A 16,964-nucleotide genomic window follows, 5' to 3' on the forward strand; every position below is an offset into this window, starting at 1 on the left:
GAGCACTAGGCTCCTTTATCTACTACTTAGTAACGAGTGCATCACCCTCAAATCTAATGCCTTGCCAGCCAAACTGAATAAAATTACGGATGTTAGCGTGGTCTCGTCCATCTGGGTTGCCCAAGACATCTTCACGATAAAACTTGCCAAAACAAGCCAGTGTTGATGAAGGGTCTAATTGGTTTAGAAGGCCAAACGCAAAGATTTTACACGAGCCATTATTCTGGTTTGCGTCGTTTAAGGTTTCTCCGTTGACAAACGCGGTTGGCGTGAACTCATAGTTTGCTTCAATGACCGCCATGGTGTCTTCAAATTGAACTGAATTCGGTGACTTTGAGAGGCGATCTAAAAATACTGATAAATCCATAATTAAATTACTCCATTTGGTTTGTCTTGAGTCTATGATATTGATACAAAGAAAAAAAGGAGACTTTACCATTTAGCCCAACCAAGACAGTTCTATAATTAATCTATTGAATTGTTCCAAATATCCCATGTTCAACAGGTAGTAAACATGATCAGCCCAGAACACTGTGTAGCAAACACCAAAAGCGATTTTATCGACCTTGATAAGTGGCAAGAGCTCGTTGACTTGCTCTCCGAACTATACGGAGCTTCAACCGGAGCAATCGTACAGCTTAGACAAGGTGAATTTAATGTCGTGGTATCAAGCCAAAACGAAGATAATTTTTTGCCTAACAACACCACCTGGCCTTGGGAAATGAAGAGCTTTTGTCGCCACATTATGGAAACGCGCGACGATTTATATGTAGGTTGTGCTGTTGAAGATGCAAATTGGCTAGACGCTCCCGCCGTCGCTCAAGGACCAGTGCGATCTTATTGTGGGGCTCCTATCCTTTGGCCAGATGGAGAGCTATTCGGCACTATTTGTGTCATCGATACGAAAGAAACTGTCTATCCTCTTGCTCTATCTAAGCTACTAGAACAACTCGCACGGCTCATAGCTTCGGATATTCAAACCGCTTGCCGCTTGCAAGAGGCTGAAAATATGGCATTAACTGATGAGCTTACTGGACTCTTGAACCGTCGCGGTTACACCTTATTGGGAGAACAAAAGCTTAAAGACGCACCTCGCTATAATCAAAACATCGGCCTTCTGTACATTGATATAGATAACTTAAAGAAAGTTAACGATACACATGGTCATGAATTTGGGGACGTCGCGATCACTAGCGTAGCGAGTATTCTACAAACGGCCTGTCGCCCCAGTGACATAGTTGCGCGCATTGGCGGAGATGAGTTTGCTATTCTTACTCTTGTTTCTAAGCATGATGAGCTCACAGACTTGTCAAATACCATCAGTAATCGCTACTCAGAGAAGCTAGCCACCACTAAGGAGCTAGATGTAACAGATGTGAGCATTGGTATACATTTCTCACATTGTGAAAGCGGACTTTGTTTACAATCATTGATCTCCTTAGCCGACACCGCCATGTATCATGTAAAGAGTGAACACAAAGCACTTAGTTAGAAATTTGAAAATTAGTGGCTCTCGCTCCAAGAGCCACATTACCTGGACATTTGTCTAATATTTAAATTGCGACACTTCCGCATTCAATCGGTCGGCTTCGTTAGACAACCCTTGAAGAACGTCGTCGACATCTTGCACCTGAACCGATACCGCTGAAGAGGCATCGGCGATAGAGGTAATACTGCCGCTTATCTCATCAGTTACTGCTTTTTGCTCTTCCGTCGCCGCGGCTATTTGCACATTCATTTCATTTAGATCATTGAGCATTGCAACAATCTGCTCGAGCATCTCGGTATTTTTATCACAAGTTGTGACCCCTTCAGATACCGTGTTATTCGCACTTTCAATACTCTGCGAAACACTTTGAGTTTCACGCTGGAGTGATTCTATTTTTTCACGAATTTCTTCAGTCGAGGACTGCGTTCGACCCGCAAGAGAGCGAACCTCATCAGCAACAACCGCAAAGCCACGACCTTGCTCACCCGCCCTTGCAGCCTCTATCGCAGCATTCAGCGCTAGAAGATTAGTTTGTTCCGCTATTCCTTGAATAACATCCAGAACTTCGGCAATCGAGTTAGTCTCTGTATGCAACCTTTGAATGGCATCGACCGCAGTTTTCATCTCAGCGTCTAAACGAGAGATTTCACTACCTAGACTCTGGCCAACCTGAACCCCTTCACTGCCTGTATCATTGGCATTTTTTACAAACTCTGCTGCGCGTGTAGCAAACTGTGCCACCTCAGCAATAGAAGCACTCATCTCATTGACCGCAGTCGCAACCGACTCGGTTCTATGATTTTGGTCAGCAACAGATTCACGCGTACTGTTCATATTGCCCGCCATGCTTTGGGTGTTGCTATTGAGGTTATTGGTGGTTTGTGCAAACTGGCCAATGATATCTTGCAGATGAGCAAACAGCGTATTGAGCGAGATAGCGAGATCGGTCATTTCATCCTTACCAGACTCTTCCAGACGCTGGGTTAGATCATTGTTTTTCCCAATCCACTGTACTTTCTCGCTGGCGAGTTTTATTGGTTTCGCAATGCTGTTACCGAGCACATAGGAAATGAGAATAGCTACAATCACAACAACAATAATACTGCTCACTACAGTGACAAAAAGAGAACTCACTAGTGTCTCTAGGTCTGCTAATGCTTCTTCTTTGTCGATTTCAGTGATAATCCCCCAAGTTAGCCCAGCAGCGTTAACCGGAGAATAAGCTGAAAGTACATCAACGCCTCGATAATCAGCAACTATGTCTGAACCACTCTGACCTCTAAGCGCGGCTTTTGATGTTGCAGTCGCAACAGGTTGGCGACCTATCGCTGAAGATTTACCTTCAATTTGAGCGAGCACAGACTGAGAGATTCCCGCCTCCTTCAAGGCTGTAAAATAGCTATCTGGGTTTTCCATTAAGAATCTGGATTCACTACGAAGCAAACCATCTTGACCAACTAGATAAGTTTCACCACTCTCACCTAACCCTGCAAAGCTCCAATTGCTATTAAAAGTCATGATTCGATTGATTTCATCAACCGGCATTTGGAAGATCAACACACCCAAGGTTTGATTGGATTTTTTTACTGGTGTGGCGATAAATGAAGCCGCCGCTTCGTAAGAAGGATAATAGGGATAAAAATCTTCTAAGTGATATTGATTGGCTGACAAATTCAAGGCGTTTTTAAATGCCTTAGCTATACCACTATTGGCATAAGGACCCGTATTCAAATTCGTTGCATAGTCGAGTTCTTTAAACACTGAATAAACGATATTGCCCTCTAAATCGACCAAGAAAATATCGTAGTAACCAAACTCTTCGAGAAAACCTTTAATACTTGGATGGTAAGTCGCATGGACACCATCATATTCTGTACCCAGAGAGTCACTCGTTAAATTGTGTTTTTCACCAAGTGGGTTGGGGTTTGTACCAATGTAACGGGCTTGAAGGGCTTTGCTGCGAGTGGATAAGGCGTTGAGCTTTTGCATTTCATTGGCAGATGCGCCGCCATTTGCTCCCTTGTAGGTGGCGCCAAAATTCGCTTGATAATAAGATCGTAACTGCCCGATATCACTTTGAGAAACCCGCTCTACTGGGTAAGACTTGAAAGCTTCACTAAACGCTATCATCGCATCTTTAACCCCGATAGAGTTCGCGGTCGTCACGACTTGACCACTTATATGCTTGAAATAGCTTTCAATTTCGTTTTTCTTAATTTCACGAACGGAGATCAATTGACTGGATGCCCGTTCAAATAACGCTTGTTCTGAAAGTCCTGAAGAACGCCATCCGACAATGACACCGGTTGCGACAACCGCCAAGGTGCACAATAGTGTCGAAGCCAACACTATCTTCGTTGCAATTTTCATAACGACAACCCCTCACAGATATTCCTTATCTGTATTTTCTTATTAGAGGACAATCGCCAGCCAACGCTTTGTGAACCAATCTTATACAGTGTACGTATAACAACAAGACTAGGTGTTTGTAATAAATTATGCACACAGTTCTATAAGTGTAAGCAGAAAAACTAAACTTTTCGACGAGATCGAGAAAAGAATTACCGTCTTCCGAACTATAAAAACAGGCAGTGCTGAGCAAGCACTACATTCTGATACCCCCGTCAACCTCAATAATGCGGCCATTGATATAGTCGTTTTCGAATATAAATTTAACCGTATTTGCTATCTCTGCCGTCTCCCCCATTCGCCCAACAGGAATCATAGACTCCAACCTTGCGATAGCTTCAGGTTTCATCTGTGCCGCCATAGGCGTCTCAATCACACCTGGAGCAATCGCCGCTGCTCGAATGCCAAATCTCGCAAGCTCTTTCGCCCATGTTGTCGCTAATGTCGCCACCGCTGCTTTTGAAGCGGCATAGTTAGTTTGGCCAATGTTTCCGGCACGAGCGACACTGGAGATATTGATAATCACCCCCTTGCGTTCAGTTTTAATCATATTCAACGCAGCTTCACGCCCGCAAAGAAACGTACCATTGAGGTTTACGTTGATAACTGAATTGAACTGTTCGAGCGACATTTTTGAGATTTCACCATCTTTGACTTTCACCAATAAACCATCTCGTAAAATGCCTGCATTGTTAACTAAACCATCTAAATGACCAAAGTCTGTGACAATGTCACTAAAAACTTGCTCAACTTCAGCTTCATTGGTCACATCAGCTCGATACGTCAACGCCTTTACGCCCAGCATATGACATTGTTCTTGTGTGTATCTCAATGCTTGCTCATTGACGTCAATCAGTGCCATTTCAGCGCCTGCATGCGCTAACGTCACGGCCATCATTTGCCCTAAACCTTGTCCTGCCCCTGTAATGGCAATAACACTTTCTTTTAGCTCCATACTAGGCTCCTTCTACTTATCTTTGTTCGACTGATAAAACTCAAACAAGCTAGAGAAATCGAGCTCTGCGTTACCATTCATATTGTGGAATGCGTATAGGTTTCGTGCCAATGAGCCCATAGGCACAGAAGACTGACTTTTTGAAGCGGCTTCTAATCCTAGGCCAAGATCTTTCAGCATCAGCTTACTCATAAAACCCGGCTGGTACTGATTTGATGCTGGAGCATTTTCCATTACTCCTGGACATGGGTTGTAAAGTTCTAATGCCCAGTTTCGACCCGAGCTTTGTAGCATAATGTTTGATAGCACTTTAGGGTCTAGCCCATTATCAATACCTAAATTGAGCGCCTCACAAGTACCAGACATAAGAATACCGAGCATCAAGTTATTACAAATTTTACCCATTTGCCCGCTACCCGTTTCACCAGCATGGAAGGTGTTTTTCCCCATATGCTGGAGCACTTTCTCGGCTTTGTGGAATGCCTCGTCACTACCGCCAACAATAAAGGTCAGTGTGCCCGCTTTGGCTCCCGCTACCCCGCCTGATACAGGCGCATCAGTAAAGAACACCCCTTTTTCATCAGCTGCTAGCCCGACTAAGCGCGCCGACTCTGGGGCAATCGTCGATGAATCAATGACTAGCTTTCCTGGCTTTATCAGGCTTAGTAGACCCTCTTTGCCTTGCCCGCCAAGGTAGACAGACTTAACATGTTCACCCGCTGGCAGCATGCTGATAACCACATCAGCTTGATCCACTACACTCTCAAGTGAGTCGCACACTCTCGCGCCTACCTCTGCAAGCGGTCGAGTCAAGCTTTCTACTAAGTCATACACTTGAACGTTAAAACCTGCGTTGACCAGATTGGTTGCCATAGGCGCGCCCATATTACCTAGCCCTATAAATGCGATTGTTTCCATGACGTTTCTCCAGTTTTTGCTTTTATCAACCTAGTAGTGTCCTAGCTGAGACAATGGGTGGTTATCGTCTGACCAAAGGGAACTAAACAAGCCGTCGATGACTTTATCTTCGACTTCAGCCACATTTTTATAGCGCCAGTTGGGTTTACCATCTTTATCTATTAATCGCGCACGTACACCTTCTCGAAACTCGCCAAGTAGAGCGCTACGGACAGAAAGATTAAGTTCAAGACGAAAACAATCTGCAAGGGATAGCTGCTGGTATTGAGTCATCTGGCGATAACAAATATGTGCTGTAATAGGGCTACCTGATGCGAGGTTATCTTTAGCGACATCCAACCACTTTTCTCCAAACGAGAGTGCTTTGATGTTGTCGACAACTTGAATAGCACTGTCAGCATGGCAAGCTGACTGAATGTGATTGAGATAAGGTAAAATCTGCGCTTGGGGCTTGTGCCCGTTCACTTCTGCTTCAAAGGACTCAAGCATCTCTGTCACGACTTCATAGGCGTCATCGACACAATCCCAATCTGCGATTTGTAGCTGCTGTAGCAATGTAGATTTATGATCAGGCAGCGCCATATGGTCGGCTAAATGAAGTGAGACTGCATCCGTTGCGGTTACCATCATTCCTGTTAACCCAAGAAACAACCCGATACCATTATCCAGGCGGTTGAGAAACCAGGTTGCCCCCACATCGGGGTAAAGACCAATACTTATTTCGGGCATGGAAAGGCGGGAACTCGGAGTGACCACTTTATGGCTCGACCCCATATAAAGCCCCATTCCTCCTCCCATCACGATTCCCTCACCCCAGGCAATAATCGGTTTACAGTAAGTGTGAATCAGATAATCGCATTGATACTCAACGGTGAAAAAGTGCGAACAAAAATCTTGTATTTGTTCGTCTTTGGCACCATTCATGACGCTATACATGGTGCGAACATCCCCTCCAGCGCAAAATGCCTTTTCTCCAGCTCCCTCAAGTAAAACACATATAATCGAATCATCTTCATGCCACTTGTCTAACTGGTGCTTTAAACTCGCCAACATATCTACTGATAGCGCATTTAAAGAGGGGGCGTTGTCTAAGGTGGCAACGGCGATTTTATGCTCACTGTCACTACAGGGCAGCTCCGCAAAATGGACTAAATCACTCATATAGCTTCCTCCTGAACCTATTTGTTTTTCCATTCTGGGCGACGTTTTTCTAGGAAGGCATTTACGCCCTCTGTCTGATCTTCTGTATCAAATAGGTGAATAAATAGTTCTCGCTCTTTTACCAAACCGTGAGAGATGGGATTTGAACGAGTTGTCTGAATCAATGTTTTACAAGCAGCCACAGCAGGGGGGGACTGATTCGCCACCATCTCCGCCAATTGGATCCCCGCTTCAAGTGCTTGCCCTTGCTCAACGACCTCTTCAACTAGACGAATATCAAGCGCTTTTTCTGCACTGACTTGTTCCCCGCACAATATGATTCGCTTCGCCCATCCTTCTCCAACTAACGCTGTTAGGTTTTGTGTCCCGCCAGCACAAGGCAATAACCCAACTTTCGCTTCTGGTAAGGCGAGCTTAGCTTGCTTCTCTGCAATGCGAATATCGCAGGCGAGCGCGACTTCGAGCCCTCCTCCCATCGCATAACCATTGATTGCAGCAATTGAAACACCTCGAAAAGCACTCAAAGTCTCAAAGGCTTCACCAAAGGCTCTCGCCATATCCGCAGCAATACTGGAGTCTCCAGAAGCAAAAAGATTCAGATCTGCTCCGGCGGAGAAAAACTTCTCCCCTTGGCCGGTAATCACTAGAGCATAGACATCCATGTTGTTATTGAGCTCGAACACCAACTGTTTAAGCTGATTCAAACTCTGTTTTGTCCAAGTGTTGGCAGGAGGGTTATTCATCGTCAGTACAGCGACATGGTTATGTATCTTGTGTTCGATAGGGTTCACTGATTGCTGTGCCATAGTCTCTTTCCTTAGAGTATTTCCGAACCTTCACTAAGAAGACGTCTCGCGACAATAACGCGCATGATCTCGTTAGTACCTTCCAAAATTTGATGTACTCTCACATCCCTGAAATGGCGCTCTAATGGGTATTCTTTGATATAACCATAGCCCCCATAGAGCTGAAGTGCCTGATCGCAAACCTTAAAACCCACATCAGTGGCAAAACGTTTCGCCATTGCGCAATAAGCCGTTGCTTCCGGATCGCCTTTATCCAGTTTGCTTGCTGCTAATCTCACCAACTGCCTAGCGGCTACTAACTCGGTTGCCATGTCTGCCAATTTAAATTGAAGGGCCTGAAAACTGCCGATAGATTGACCGAATTGCTTTCGCTCAGTGACGTATTGAATTGCCTGATTGAGAGCGTGTTGGGCGGTGCCAACCGAGCACGTTGCGATATTTATCCGCCCACCATCAAGCCCTTTCATTGCGAAGACAAAACCTTGCCCTTCTTCACCCAATAAGTTGTCTTGCGGGATAACAACGTTCTCAAACGTAATGCTACGTGTTGGTTGAGAGTTCCACCCCATTTTTGGTTCTTTACGCCCATAGCTAACACCATCGCTATTAGCTGGAACTACAAATGCAGAAACACCTTTCGCACCCTCTCCGCCTGTTCTCGCCATAACCACCAGCACGTCAGTTTCACCTGCGCCAGATATGAATACTTTTGCGCCGTTTATGACATAGCCCTGCTCGGTAAGTTTTGCGGTCGTGGTCAGGGAAGCCGCGTCTGACCCTGCATTCGGCTCCGTTAAGCAATAGGAGCCTAACCACTCGCCTGTGATCAGCTTGGGACATATTTCTTGTTTTACTTTGTCACGAGCAAAGTTTCCTACCATCCAAGTCACCATGTTGTGGATGGTCATAAATGCCGTGGTCGATGTACATCCCATCGCAAGCTGCTCAAAAATGATCGAAGCATCTAGTCGGCTTAAGCCTAAGCCGCCTTGCTCTTCAGGTGTGTAAAGGCTAAGAAAGCCAAGCTCTCCGGCTTCTCTCAGTACTGCTTTAGGGAAGATTTGCTGTTCGTCCCAATCTGCCGCGTTTGGGGCTAACTTTTCTCTTGCAAACTGCATTGCGGTATCGGCGAACGCTCTTTGATCTTCATTGAGTTCGAAGTTCATATCTCTCCCCTTTATCGAAGCTGAATCGTCATATTTGGCCCAGATGGAATATCATCATCAAACCAACGCGCTGTGACTGTTTTGGTTTCCGTGTAGAAGCGCACCGCCTGCTTACCATAAGCGTGAAGATCGCCATAGAAACTGCCTCGCCAGCCGGTAAATGAGAAGAAAGGCAACGGCACAGGAATGGGGACATTAATCCCAACTTGTCCAACGAGAATCTCATGCTGGTATTTTCTCGCAGCTGCACCATTGGCGGTAAATATAGATGTCCCATTGCCGTAAGGGTTGTTGTTTATCAGCTCTATGGCATCTTCTAGCGTCTCGACCTCCAAACACACCAATACAGGGCCAAATATCTCTTGTTGATAGATGGACATATCAGTGGTCACACCGCTAAACAAGGTTGGAGCAAGCCAGTTTCCATCAGGGAAACCTTCAACTGTACAATTCGTTCCGTCGAGTTCACACTTAGCCCCTTGCGCCTTTCCTTCTTCAATTAGGCTCACAACTCGTTGCTTCGCTTGCTGACTGATAAGTGGGCCATACCCTGCTTGTTCATCATTCCACGCACCGGGCTTAACCTTCGCCATTTCAGTTGCCAACTCACCGATCCACTCTTTAGAACTGCCGACAAAAACCGCAACAGAAATTGCCATGCAGCGCTGCCCCGCTGCCCCCACCGAGGAACCTACTAAGTTATTGATGACTTGTGCTTTGTTTGCATCTGGCATCACAACCATATGGTTTTTAGCCCCCGCAAACGCTTGAACACGTTTATTGTTAGCTGTGCCCGTATGGTAGATGTATTGAGCTACCGGTACTGAACCAACAAATGAGACCGCTTTTATCACAGAGTGATTAAGGAGGTAATCCACCTGCTCTTTACCACCGTGAACAATCTGCAACACACCTTTTGGTGCACCTGCTTTTTCAAAAAGCTCTGCCAGCATCATTGCTGTCAAAGGGACTTGCTCGGAAGGTTTAAGAACAAAGGTATTCCCCGCAGCAATGGCGAGCGGAAACATCCACAATGGAATCATCGCAGGGAAATTAAAGGGGGTGATACCACAGCACACACCCAAAGGTTGAATTAGCGAGTAAGAATCGATGTCGGTTGCAACGTTCTCAACCGTTTCTCCCATCATGTTACTGGCAATGTTTCCCGCTTGTTCAACAACTTCAATCCCGCGCCAAACATCCCCTTTTGCGTCAACCGTGGTTTTTCCAGTTTCTTTCGAAAGAACCAAAGCAAGTTCATCATGATGCTCTTTAAGTAGCTGCTGGTACTTAAGCATGACACGCGCCCGTTCGGACACAGCGACATTTTTCCAGTGATGAAAGACATCCTCCGCGTTGCGAATTGCCCGCTCCATCTCATCCTCAGTAGCACATGGAAGCTCAGCGATGATTTGATTGGTTGCTGGATTAGTAACATCGATCCATTCACTGGTTTCAGATTGGCAGAATTCCCCACCAATGTATAAAGAGACTAACTGTGTCATTGTGTTTTCCTTTCCTATAACTTTGCTCTTAAACTGGAATTTCGATGGCGATTGCGGTTGCTTCTCCACCACCAATACAAATAGCTGCAATACCTTTCATCGACTTACGTTGCGTCGCATCTCCATCGACACCATATGCCTGAAGTTGTCTGAGGCTATAAATCAAAGTCGTTAAAATTCTCGCACCACTTGCACCAATCGGATGCCCTAAAGCGCACGCGCCGCCCTTAATGTTCACTTTGCTACTATCAAGTTGAAGCTCTTTAGCCGCTATTTGAGCCACAACGGCAAAAGCTTCATTGATTTCCCACAGGTCAACGTCTCCAACTTCCCAATCTAACGTTGAAAGTAATTGTTCAATCGCGTAAACGGGAGCAACAGTAAACTCTGCAGGCTTTCGCGCGTGGCTAGAATGCGCTTTGATGATCGCGAGAGGTTTCATTTCAAGGTGCTTAGCCTGCTCTGCCTCCATTAAGATAAGCGCAGCCGCACCGTCAGAAATAGCGCTGGAGTTAGCTGCCGTTATTGACCCCTTTTTAGTAAAAGCGGGTTTTAGCTTGGGGATTTTATCGGGATCAATCGCACGTGGCTGCTCGTCATAGTTGAGCGTCTCACCATTTTTTAACGTGACAGGAACCAGCTCATCACGAAACATTTTTTGCTTATCCGCCGCGATGGCTCGATGGACTGATTGCGTAGCCCATTCATCCATTTGTTCACGTGTGAACTCCAATTTATCTGCAATTTGTTGACCGTAAACGCCCATAAGTTCCCCCTCATAGGCGTCTTGCAAGCCATCTAAGAACATATGGTCATAGGTAGTTTTATGCCCCATGCGCATACCACTTCGTGACTCTTTCATCAGGTAAGGGGTATTAGTCATGCTCTCCATGCCGCCTGCAATCGCGCTTTGAATCGAGCCTGCTTTGATAAGGTCGTGTACCAGCATGACTGACTTCATTCCTGAACCACACACCTTATTTACCGTTGTACATGGGGTGCTCTGTTCTAAGCCTCCACCCAAAGCTGCTTGTCTAGCAGGAGCTTGCCCACACCCTGCAGGCAATACACATCCCATATAAACTTCGTCGACCAAGTCTGGTGATATTTTTGCTTGGTCAAGTGCACCTTGAATCGCTAGTGCGCCCAACTGTGGTGAAGAGTAATCAGCCAACAAACCTTGAAACTTTCCCATGGGGGTGCGTTTCGCTGACACTATCCAAATCTCTTTTTGTTCCATTGCGCCGCCCTCTTTGACGTAGCTCTGTTACTTAGTGGTGAGTGTTTGTATCTATGGTCGCTTTGGTTCTTACTGTCGTGGCTAAGGCAAATCGACCTAACTTAATTTCTTGACGTTTACGTAAGCATAGCACTAACATTTACGTAAACGTAAAGAAACAAAACAAACTAATTTGCAAACTATTTGATTCAGCCAATTCAGAGTCAATGAACGACCCAAGAATTTAGATAACTAGGAATAGAGTTTCAGTGGAAAAATATAAGATTAGCGATCTCGCAAAAGAATTCGACATAACGACACGTAGCATCCGTTTTTACGAAGATGAGGGGCTAATTCAACCTGAACGCAAAGGCAGTATGCGTATCTACAACCGACGAGATAGAACCCGACTCAAATTAATTCTACGTGGTAAGCGACTAGGCTTCTCTCTGGCAGAAATACGTGAACTGTTTGAGCTCTATGATACTCATCAAGGTGATACTCAGTTAACTGAAATGCTGAAAATCATTGATGAAAAAGAAGCGGTGCTCATGCGCCAACTCGATGACATTAACAATATGCTAAGCGATCTCAACCTTGCTCGCGAGCGATGCGAACAGGCATTAGCAAAGAGTAAAGCCAGCTAGATTAGCTTATACGTCTTCGAGCTTTTTGAAACAGTGGTTTTTAAAACAGTAGTTTTGGAAATGATGATTTTGGAAACGGTGAGTTGGACACCGATCGCTTGGAGGCGTTATGCTATCACAATACACCCCTCTTAATTTTGGGTTAGATGAATCCATCAACCTTTTACGTGAACATGTGTGTGGGTTCGCCCAGCAACACATCGCCCCTCTCGCGGCTGAAATTGATCGCACCAATAGTTTTCCTAATCAGCTGTGGCCCGAGCTAGGCAGTATGGGTTTGTTGGGCGTTACCGTCAGTGAGCAATATGGCGGTGCGGATATGGGCTACCTAGCTCACGTCGTTGCAATGGAAGAGATCAGTCGCGCCTCAGCGTCTGTTGCCTTAAGTTATGGCGCCCACTCAAACTTATGCGTCAATCAGATATTTCGCAACGGTAACGAGGCTCAACGCACTCAATACCTGCCTAAGCTCATCGACGGTACTCATATCGGCGCGCTAGCAATGAGTGAACCCAATGCAGGCTCAGACGTCGTGAGCATGCAGCTTAAGGCTGAGCTAAACGGTGACCACTACGTGCTTAACGGTACAAAGATGTGGATTACCAACGGGCCTGATGCAGATGTTTTGGTTGTTTACGCCAAGACCGAACCTGACAAAGGCTCGCATGGCATCACCGCGTTCATTGTGGAGAAAAGCTTTCAGGGGTTCAGCCATGCGCAAAAGCTCGATAAATTGGGAATGCGTGGCTCAAACACCTGCGAACTGGTGTTTGAAAACTGCGAAGTTCCCGTTATAAACGTGCTGGGCGAAGTCAATCATGGCGTGAAAGTGTTAATGAGTGGGCTGGACTACGAAAGGGTTGTGCTCGCCGCTGGGCCACTTGGTATCATGCAAGCCTGTTTAGATCTTGTCATACCTTATATCCACGACCGAAAACAGTTCGGTCAATCGATCGGTGAGTTCCAACTCGTCCAAGCCAAAGTCGCAGACATGTATACGCGAACCAATGCAGCTCGCGCTTATTTGTATGCTGTTGCTGGAGCCTGCGATAGAGGTCATTCAAGCCGAAAAGATGCCGCAGGTGCGATCCTCTATTGCGCTGAGCTCGCCACCCAAATCGCCCTCGATGCAATTCAGCTTCTCGGGGGAAATGGCTATATCAATGAATTCCCAGCGGGACGCCTGCTTAGAGATGCCAAACTGTATGAAATTGGGGCTGGAACGTCTGAAATTCGCCGCATGCTGATTGGTCGTGAACTATTCGAAGAAACGCGTTAATGAGGTCCTCATGCCAGCGATAAAAACCAAAATTAAAACAGATGCGCAGCTTTATGCGGACAACTTTGCAGCAATGGATGAGCTCGTAAGAAAACTGCACTCTGATATCGACACTATCAAGCTAGGTGGCGGAGAAAAAGCACTCGAGCACCAACGTCGAAAAGGGAAGTTCCCGGTTCGAGAACGTATCGCAATGTTACTGGATGAGCACAGTCCATTTCTTGAAGTCGGCCAGTTTGCAGCATGGCAAGTCTATGAAGACAACGTACCTTGCGCAGGGGTTGTGGCTGGTATTGGGCAAATCAATGGTCACCAATGCATGGTTATCGCCAATGATCCTTCAGTCAAAGGAGGTACCTACTACCCCCTGACCGTCAAAAAGCACCTAAGGGCACAAGAAATCGCCAAACGCTGTAAGTTACCTTGTATCTATCTGGTCGACTCTGGCGGCGCAAACTTACCCCATCAAGCGGAAGTCTTCGCTGATAAAGAGCATTTTGGACGAATTTTCTTCAATCAAGCCCGCATGTCAGCAGAAGGCATCCCGCAGATTGCTGTTGTCTTGGGTCTTTGTACAGCAGGTGGCGCCTATATTCCCGCGATGTCCGATGTTGCAATCATGGTGAAACAACAAGGCACTATCTTTTTAGCTGGCCCACCACTTGTGAAAGCCGCTACAGGTGAAGTGGTCACTGAAGAAGAGTTAGGGGGAGCAGATGTCCACTGCCGAAAATCGGGGGTTGCAGACTACTATGCCGAAAACGAGCACCACGCTATGTTGTTAGCGCGCGAAGCCGTATCAAACGCTAATCTAGTTTTTGAATCGAGCCAAGTACTCAACGACTTCGAGCCTCCACACTATTCCGCACAAGAGATCTACGGCGTTGTGAACGACAACTTGCGATTGTCTTTTGATGTTAGAGAGATCATTGCCCGAATCGTCGATGGCTCGGAGTTTGATGAGTTCAAAGCTCTGTTTGGCACCACTTTGGTGTGTGGATTTGCCAGAATTGAAGGCCAACTTATTGGCATTGTTGCTAATAATGGCATTTTGTTTTCCGAGTCCGCGCAAAAAGGCGCTCACTTTATCGAACTGTGTGCCAAGCGAAAGATACCATTACTGTTTTTACAAAACATCACTGGATTTATGGTCGGTAAAAGAGTGGAAGAAGGGGGCATCGCTAAAAATGGTGCCAAGCTTGTAATGGCAGTCGCATGTGCAGATGTGCCCAAATTCACCATCATCATTGGTGGCTCCTATGGCGCGGGTAATTACGGTATGTGCGGCCGAGCTTACGAACCCACAATGATGTGGATGTGGCCTAATGCTCGTATCTCTGTAATGGGTGGTGAGCAAGCAGCCGGGGTGCTCACCCAAGTAAAAAGCCAGGTGATACAAAGACAGGGCAAGGAATGGAAAGCAGAGGAAGAACAAGCGTTTCGTGACGAAATCCTCGAACTGTATGAAACCCAAGGGCATCCCTACTATGCCAGTGCCAGGCTATGGGATGACGGCATAATTGATCCTAAAGAAACCCGCAGTATCTTGGCTCATGCTATTCGCATCGCTCACAACGCACCTATTGAAGAAAGCCAATTTGGAATATTTAGGATGTGATGAAATGACGCGAAATAACCGCAAAGCCAAGAAAAGTGATGTTCTCATGCAACTGGACGAAAATGGGATCGCTCACTTGGCACTTAATCGACCAAGCAGCGCCAATGCTTTCAACGCAGAGGTTATATCGCAGTTAATCTCTCACCTAGATGCCTTATCATCAAATATTCGTGTCCGAGCTCTAATCCTTTCAGGCAATGGCAAACACTTTTCGGCTGGCGCCGATGTTGAATGGATGCGCTCTATGGCAACCAAAAGTCAGCAAGAGAACCAACTTGATGCTTTCCAACTTGCCACTTTACTCGATAAGTTAGATCGTTTCCCTCACCCAACCGTCGCTGCCGTTCAAGGTGGTGTATTCGGCGGGGCGCTTGGCCTTGTCTGTTGCTGCGATATGGTTATTGCCCATCAAAGTGCCGTATTTTGTTTAAGTGAGGTGAAACTGGGACTTATCCCGGCAACAATAGCGCCATATGTCATTCGCACTATTGGAACTAGGAATGCTCGCCGCTATATGCTTTCCGCTGAAAAAATCGATGCTCCTACTGCTTTATCACTGAATATTGTTCATCAACTGTCTGTTTCCGATGAATTAAAAGAGCAAGCCATCGAATGGCTAACACCAATACTTAATCACAGCCCACAAGCTTTGATTGAAGCCAAAAAGCTCTGCCATCATTGCCACGTAGCTTCAATTGATGAGTCAATGAAAAGCTACACCAGTGAGTTGATTGCGAACATTCGCGTCTCGCCTCAAGGCCAAGAGGGATTGTCAGCCTTTCTAGAAAAACGCGCTCCAAAATGGAATTCGGAGTAAACAAATGAGCCAACATATTACGCTTCCCAAATCCGTTAAGATCGTCGAAGTCGGCCCCAGAGATGGGTTGCAAAATGAAGCCACACTCCCAGTTGAGATTAAAGTCGCATTGATTGATCAGCTCTCTCGAACCGGCCTCACTCATATTGAGTCAGGCGCTTTTGTGTCTGAATCGAAAATACCGCAAATGGCGAACTCCCATCAGGTTTTCACTTCAATCAATCGCCAGCCTGCAGTTGTTTATTCGGCTTTAACACCCAATATTCGTGGTTTGGAATCGGCAATAGATTGTGGTGTGGATCAAGTAGCGGTATTCACAGCGGCTTCAGAAGGTTTTTGCCAACGTAACATCAACTGCTCAATTTCGCAGAGTTTAGAGCGATTTAAAGACGTGATTGAGTTGGCATCAAAGCATAGTCTGCCCGTGCGAGGTTACCTGTCTTGTATCATCGATTGCCCTTATGACGGTGCAACCGACCCTAAGCAAGTTGCGGACATTGCTAAGATAATGTTGGATATGGGCTGCTATGAAATCTCCCTTGGCGATACGGTGGGCACCGGAACCCCGTTAAAAGTTGCCAATGTTCTGGATACCGTGTTCGAGAAGAGCTCCCCTTCTCACATTGCCGCTCATTTTCATGACACCTATGGTCAGGCACTCGCCAACTTATACCAAGCTTTACTTATGGGTGTATCAACCATCGATTCAAGTGTCGCTGGGTTGGGAGGATGCCCCTATGCGCAAGGGGCAGCAGGAAATGTTGCCACCGAAGATGTGCTTTACCTTTGCCAAGGATTAGGCATCGACACTGGAGTGGATCTAGCCAAAGTGACGCACACTGCATGGAATATTTGTCAGCACCTAAACAAACAACCCACATCAAAAGTTTCACTCGCGACTCCTCCTGTCTCATTTCAATAATTCTGTGTCGAACTTCCAATTTTTCGGTCTGCTTTCTAAAAAGCACGTGAAAT

15 protein-coding genes are annotated in these 16,964 nt (G+C 46.1%); 6 read left to right on the top strand and 9 right to left on the bottom strand.

Going from position 1 to position 16,964, the window contains the following annotated elements; all coding sequences use genetic code 11:
- Positions 1 to 22 precede the first annotated feature (22 nt).
- On the bottom strand, positions 23 to 367 hold the full coding sequence (locus AC6R00_RS09680) for a HopJ type III effector protein (RefSeq protein WP_500640244.1): 345 nt from the start codon (positions 365 to 367) through the stop codon (positions 23 to 25).
- Positions 368 to 514: 147 nt separating this feature from the next.
- On the opposite strand from AC6R00_RS09680, the gene AC6R00_RS09685 reads away from it, so the two are divergent.
- Positions 515 to 1,492 (top strand): sensor domain-containing diguanylate cyclase, encoded by a 978-nt coding sequence (locus AC6R00_RS09685; protein WP_500640245.1) that lies wholly within the window; start codon positions 515 to 517, stop codon positions 1,490 to 1,492.
- Positions 1,493 to 1,546: 54 nt separating this feature from the next.
- Here the strand turns inward: AC6R00_RS09685 and AC6R00_RS09690 are convergent, their stop codons facing one another.
- From AC6R00_RS09690 to AC6R00_RS09725, 8 genes are all read right to left on the bottom strand, one after another.
- On the bottom strand, positions 1,547 to 3,859 hold the full coding sequence (locus AC6R00_RS09690; RefSeq protein ID WP_500640246.1) for a methyl-accepting chemotaxis protein: 2,313 nt from the start codon (positions 3,857 to 3,859) through the stop codon (positions 1,547 to 1,549).
- 235 nt (positions 3,860 to 4,094) lie between these two features.
- Complete coding sequence (locus tag AC6R00_RS09695; protein WP_500640247.1) at positions 4,095 to 4,853, bottom strand: SDR family oxidoreductase; 759 nt, start codon at positions 4,851 to 4,853, stop codon at positions 4,095 to 4,097.
- 12 nt (positions 4,854 to 4,865) lie between these two features.
- Positions 4,866 to 5,771, bottom strand: a complete 906-nt coding sequence (mmsB, locus tag AC6R00_RS09700) for a 3-hydroxyisobutyrate dehydrogenase (protein ID WP_500640248.1) — start codon at positions 5,769 to 5,771, stop codon at positions 4,866 to 4,868.
- A 30-nt stretch (positions 5,772 to 5,801) separates the two neighbouring features.
- The gene (locus tag AC6R00_RS09705) at positions 5,802 to 6,932 is read right to left on the bottom strand and encodes an enoyl-CoA hydratase/isomerase family protein (protein ID WP_500640249.1); all 1,131 of its coding nucleotides are present in this window, start codon (positions 6,930 to 6,932) and stop codon (positions 5,802 to 5,804) included.
- A gap of 17 nt (positions 6,933 to 6,949) precedes the next feature.
- Positions 6,950 to 7,738: an enoyl-CoA hydratase gene (locus AC6R00_RS09710; RefSeq protein ID WP_500640250.1), complete on the bottom strand. Its 789-nt coding sequence runs from the start codon at positions 7,736 to 7,738 to the stop codon at positions 6,950 to 6,952.
- 11 nt (positions 7,739 to 7,749) lie between these two features.
- Complete coding sequence (locus AC6R00_RS09715; protein WP_500640251.1) at positions 7,750 to 8,904, bottom strand: acyl-CoA dehydrogenase family protein; 1,155 nt, start codon at positions 8,902 to 8,904, stop codon at positions 7,750 to 7,752.
- Positions 8,905 to 8,915: 11 nt separating this feature from the next.
- Entirely contained in the window at positions 8,916 to 10,409 is a 1,494-nt protein-coding gene (locus AC6R00_RS09720) for a CoA-acylating methylmalonate-semialdehyde dehydrogenase (RefSeq protein ID WP_500640252.1), read from the bottom strand.
- 28 nt (positions 10,410 to 10,437) lie between these two features.
- A complete protein-coding gene (locus AC6R00_RS09725) occupies positions 10,438 to 11,649 on the bottom strand; it encodes a thiolase family protein (protein ID WP_500640253.1) in 1,212 nt (403 codons plus the stop codon).
- 248 nt (positions 11,650 to 11,897) lie between these two features.
- Here AC6R00_RS09725 and AC6R00_RS09730 point away from each other — a divergent pair, with 248 nt between their 5' ends.
- From AC6R00_RS09730 to AC6R00_RS09750, 5 genes are all read left to right on the top strand, one after another.
- Complete coding sequence (locus AC6R00_RS09730; RefSeq protein ID WP_500640254.1) at positions 11,898 to 12,275, top strand: MerR family transcriptional regulator; 378 nt, start codon at positions 11,898 to 11,900, stop codon at positions 12,273 to 12,275.
- A 109-nt stretch (positions 12,276 to 12,384) separates the two neighbouring features.
- Positions 12,385 to 13,554 (top strand): isovaleryl-CoA dehydrogenase, encoded by a 1,170-nt coding sequence (locus AC6R00_RS09735; RefSeq protein ID WP_500640255.1) that lies wholly within the window; start codon positions 12,385 to 12,387, stop codon positions 13,552 to 13,554.
- Positions 13,555 to 13,564: 10 nt separating this feature from the next.
- Positions 13,565 to 15,172: a carboxyl transferase domain-containing protein gene (locus AC6R00_RS09740; protein ID WP_500640256.1), complete on the top strand. Its 1,608-nt coding sequence runs from the start codon at positions 13,565 to 13,567 to the stop codon at positions 15,170 to 15,172.
- A 4-nt stretch (positions 15,173 to 15,176) separates the two neighbouring features.
- Positions 15,177 to 15,989, top strand: a complete 813-nt coding sequence (locus AC6R00_RS09745) for an enoyl-CoA hydratase-related protein (RefSeq protein WP_500640257.1) — start codon at positions 15,177 to 15,179, stop codon at positions 15,987 to 15,989.
- 4 nt (positions 15,990 to 15,993) lie between these two features.
- Positions 15,994 to 16,911 carry a hydroxymethylglutaryl-CoA lyase gene (locus AC6R00_RS09750; RefSeq protein WP_500640258.1) on the top strand — a complete coding sequence of 306 codons (918 nt, stop codon included), beginning with the start codon at positions 15,994 to 15,996 and terminating at the stop codon, positions 16,909 to 16,911.
- Positions 16,912 to 16,964: the final 53 nt, after the last annotated feature.

Source organism: Vibrio sp. R10-SF1-ISO8 (assembly GCF_059833805.1).

Excerpts from the sequence above, each read along its gene's own strand:
- AC6R00_RS09680 (WP_500640244.1), bottom strand. The coding sequence starts at position 367 with ATGGATTTATCAGTATTTTTAGATCGCCTCTCAAAGTCACCGAATTCA.
- AC6R00_RS09685 (WP_500640245.1), top strand. The coding sequence starts at position 515 with ATGATCAGCCCAGAACACTGTGTAGCAAACACCAAAAGCGATTTTATC.
- AC6R00_RS09690 (WP_500640246.1), bottom strand. The coding sequence starts at position 3,859 with ATGAAAATTGCAACGAAGATAGTGTTGGCTTCGACACTATTGTGCACC.
- AC6R00_RS09695 (WP_500640247.1), bottom strand. The coding sequence starts at position 4,853 with ATGGAGCTAAAAGAAAGTGTTATTGCCATTACAGGGGCAGGACAAGGT.
- mmsB (WP_500640248.1), bottom strand. The coding sequence starts at position 5,771 with ATGGAAACAATCGCATTTATAGGGCTAGGTAATATGGGCGCGCCTATG.
- AC6R00_RS09705 (WP_500640249.1), bottom strand. The coding sequence starts at position 6,932 with ATGAGTGATTTAGTCCATTTTGCGGAGCTGCCCTGTAGTGACAGTGAG.
- AC6R00_RS09710 (WP_500640250.1), bottom strand. The coding sequence starts at position 7,738 with ATGGCACAGCAATCAGTGAACCCTATCGAACACAAGATACATAACCAT.
- AC6R00_RS09715 (WP_500640251.1), bottom strand. The coding sequence starts at position 8,904 with ATGAACTTCGAACTCAATGAAGATCAAAGAGCGTTCGCCGATACCGCA.
- AC6R00_RS09720 (WP_500640252.1), bottom strand. The coding sequence starts at position 10,409 with ATGACACAGTTAGTCTCTTTATACATTGGTGGGGAATTCTGCCAATCT.
- AC6R00_RS09725 (WP_500640253.1), bottom strand. The coding sequence starts at position 11,649 with ATGGAACAAAAAGAGATTTGGATAGTGTCAGCGAAACGCACCCCCATG.
- AC6R00_RS09735 (WP_500640255.1), top strand. The coding sequence starts at position 12,385 with ATGCTATCACAATACACCCCTCTTAATTTTGGGTTAGATGAATCCATC.
- AC6R00_RS09740 (WP_500640256.1), top strand. The coding sequence starts at position 13,565 with ATGCCAGCGATAAAAACCAAAATTAAAACAGATGCGCAGCTTTATGCG.
- AC6R00_RS09745 (WP_500640257.1), top strand. The coding sequence starts at position 15,177 with ATGACGCGAAATAACCGCAAAGCCAAGAAAAGTGATGTTCTCATGCAA.
- AC6R00_RS09750 (WP_500640258.1), top strand. The coding sequence starts at position 15,994 with ATGAGCCAACATATTACGCTTCCCAAATCCGTTAAGATCGTCGAAGTC.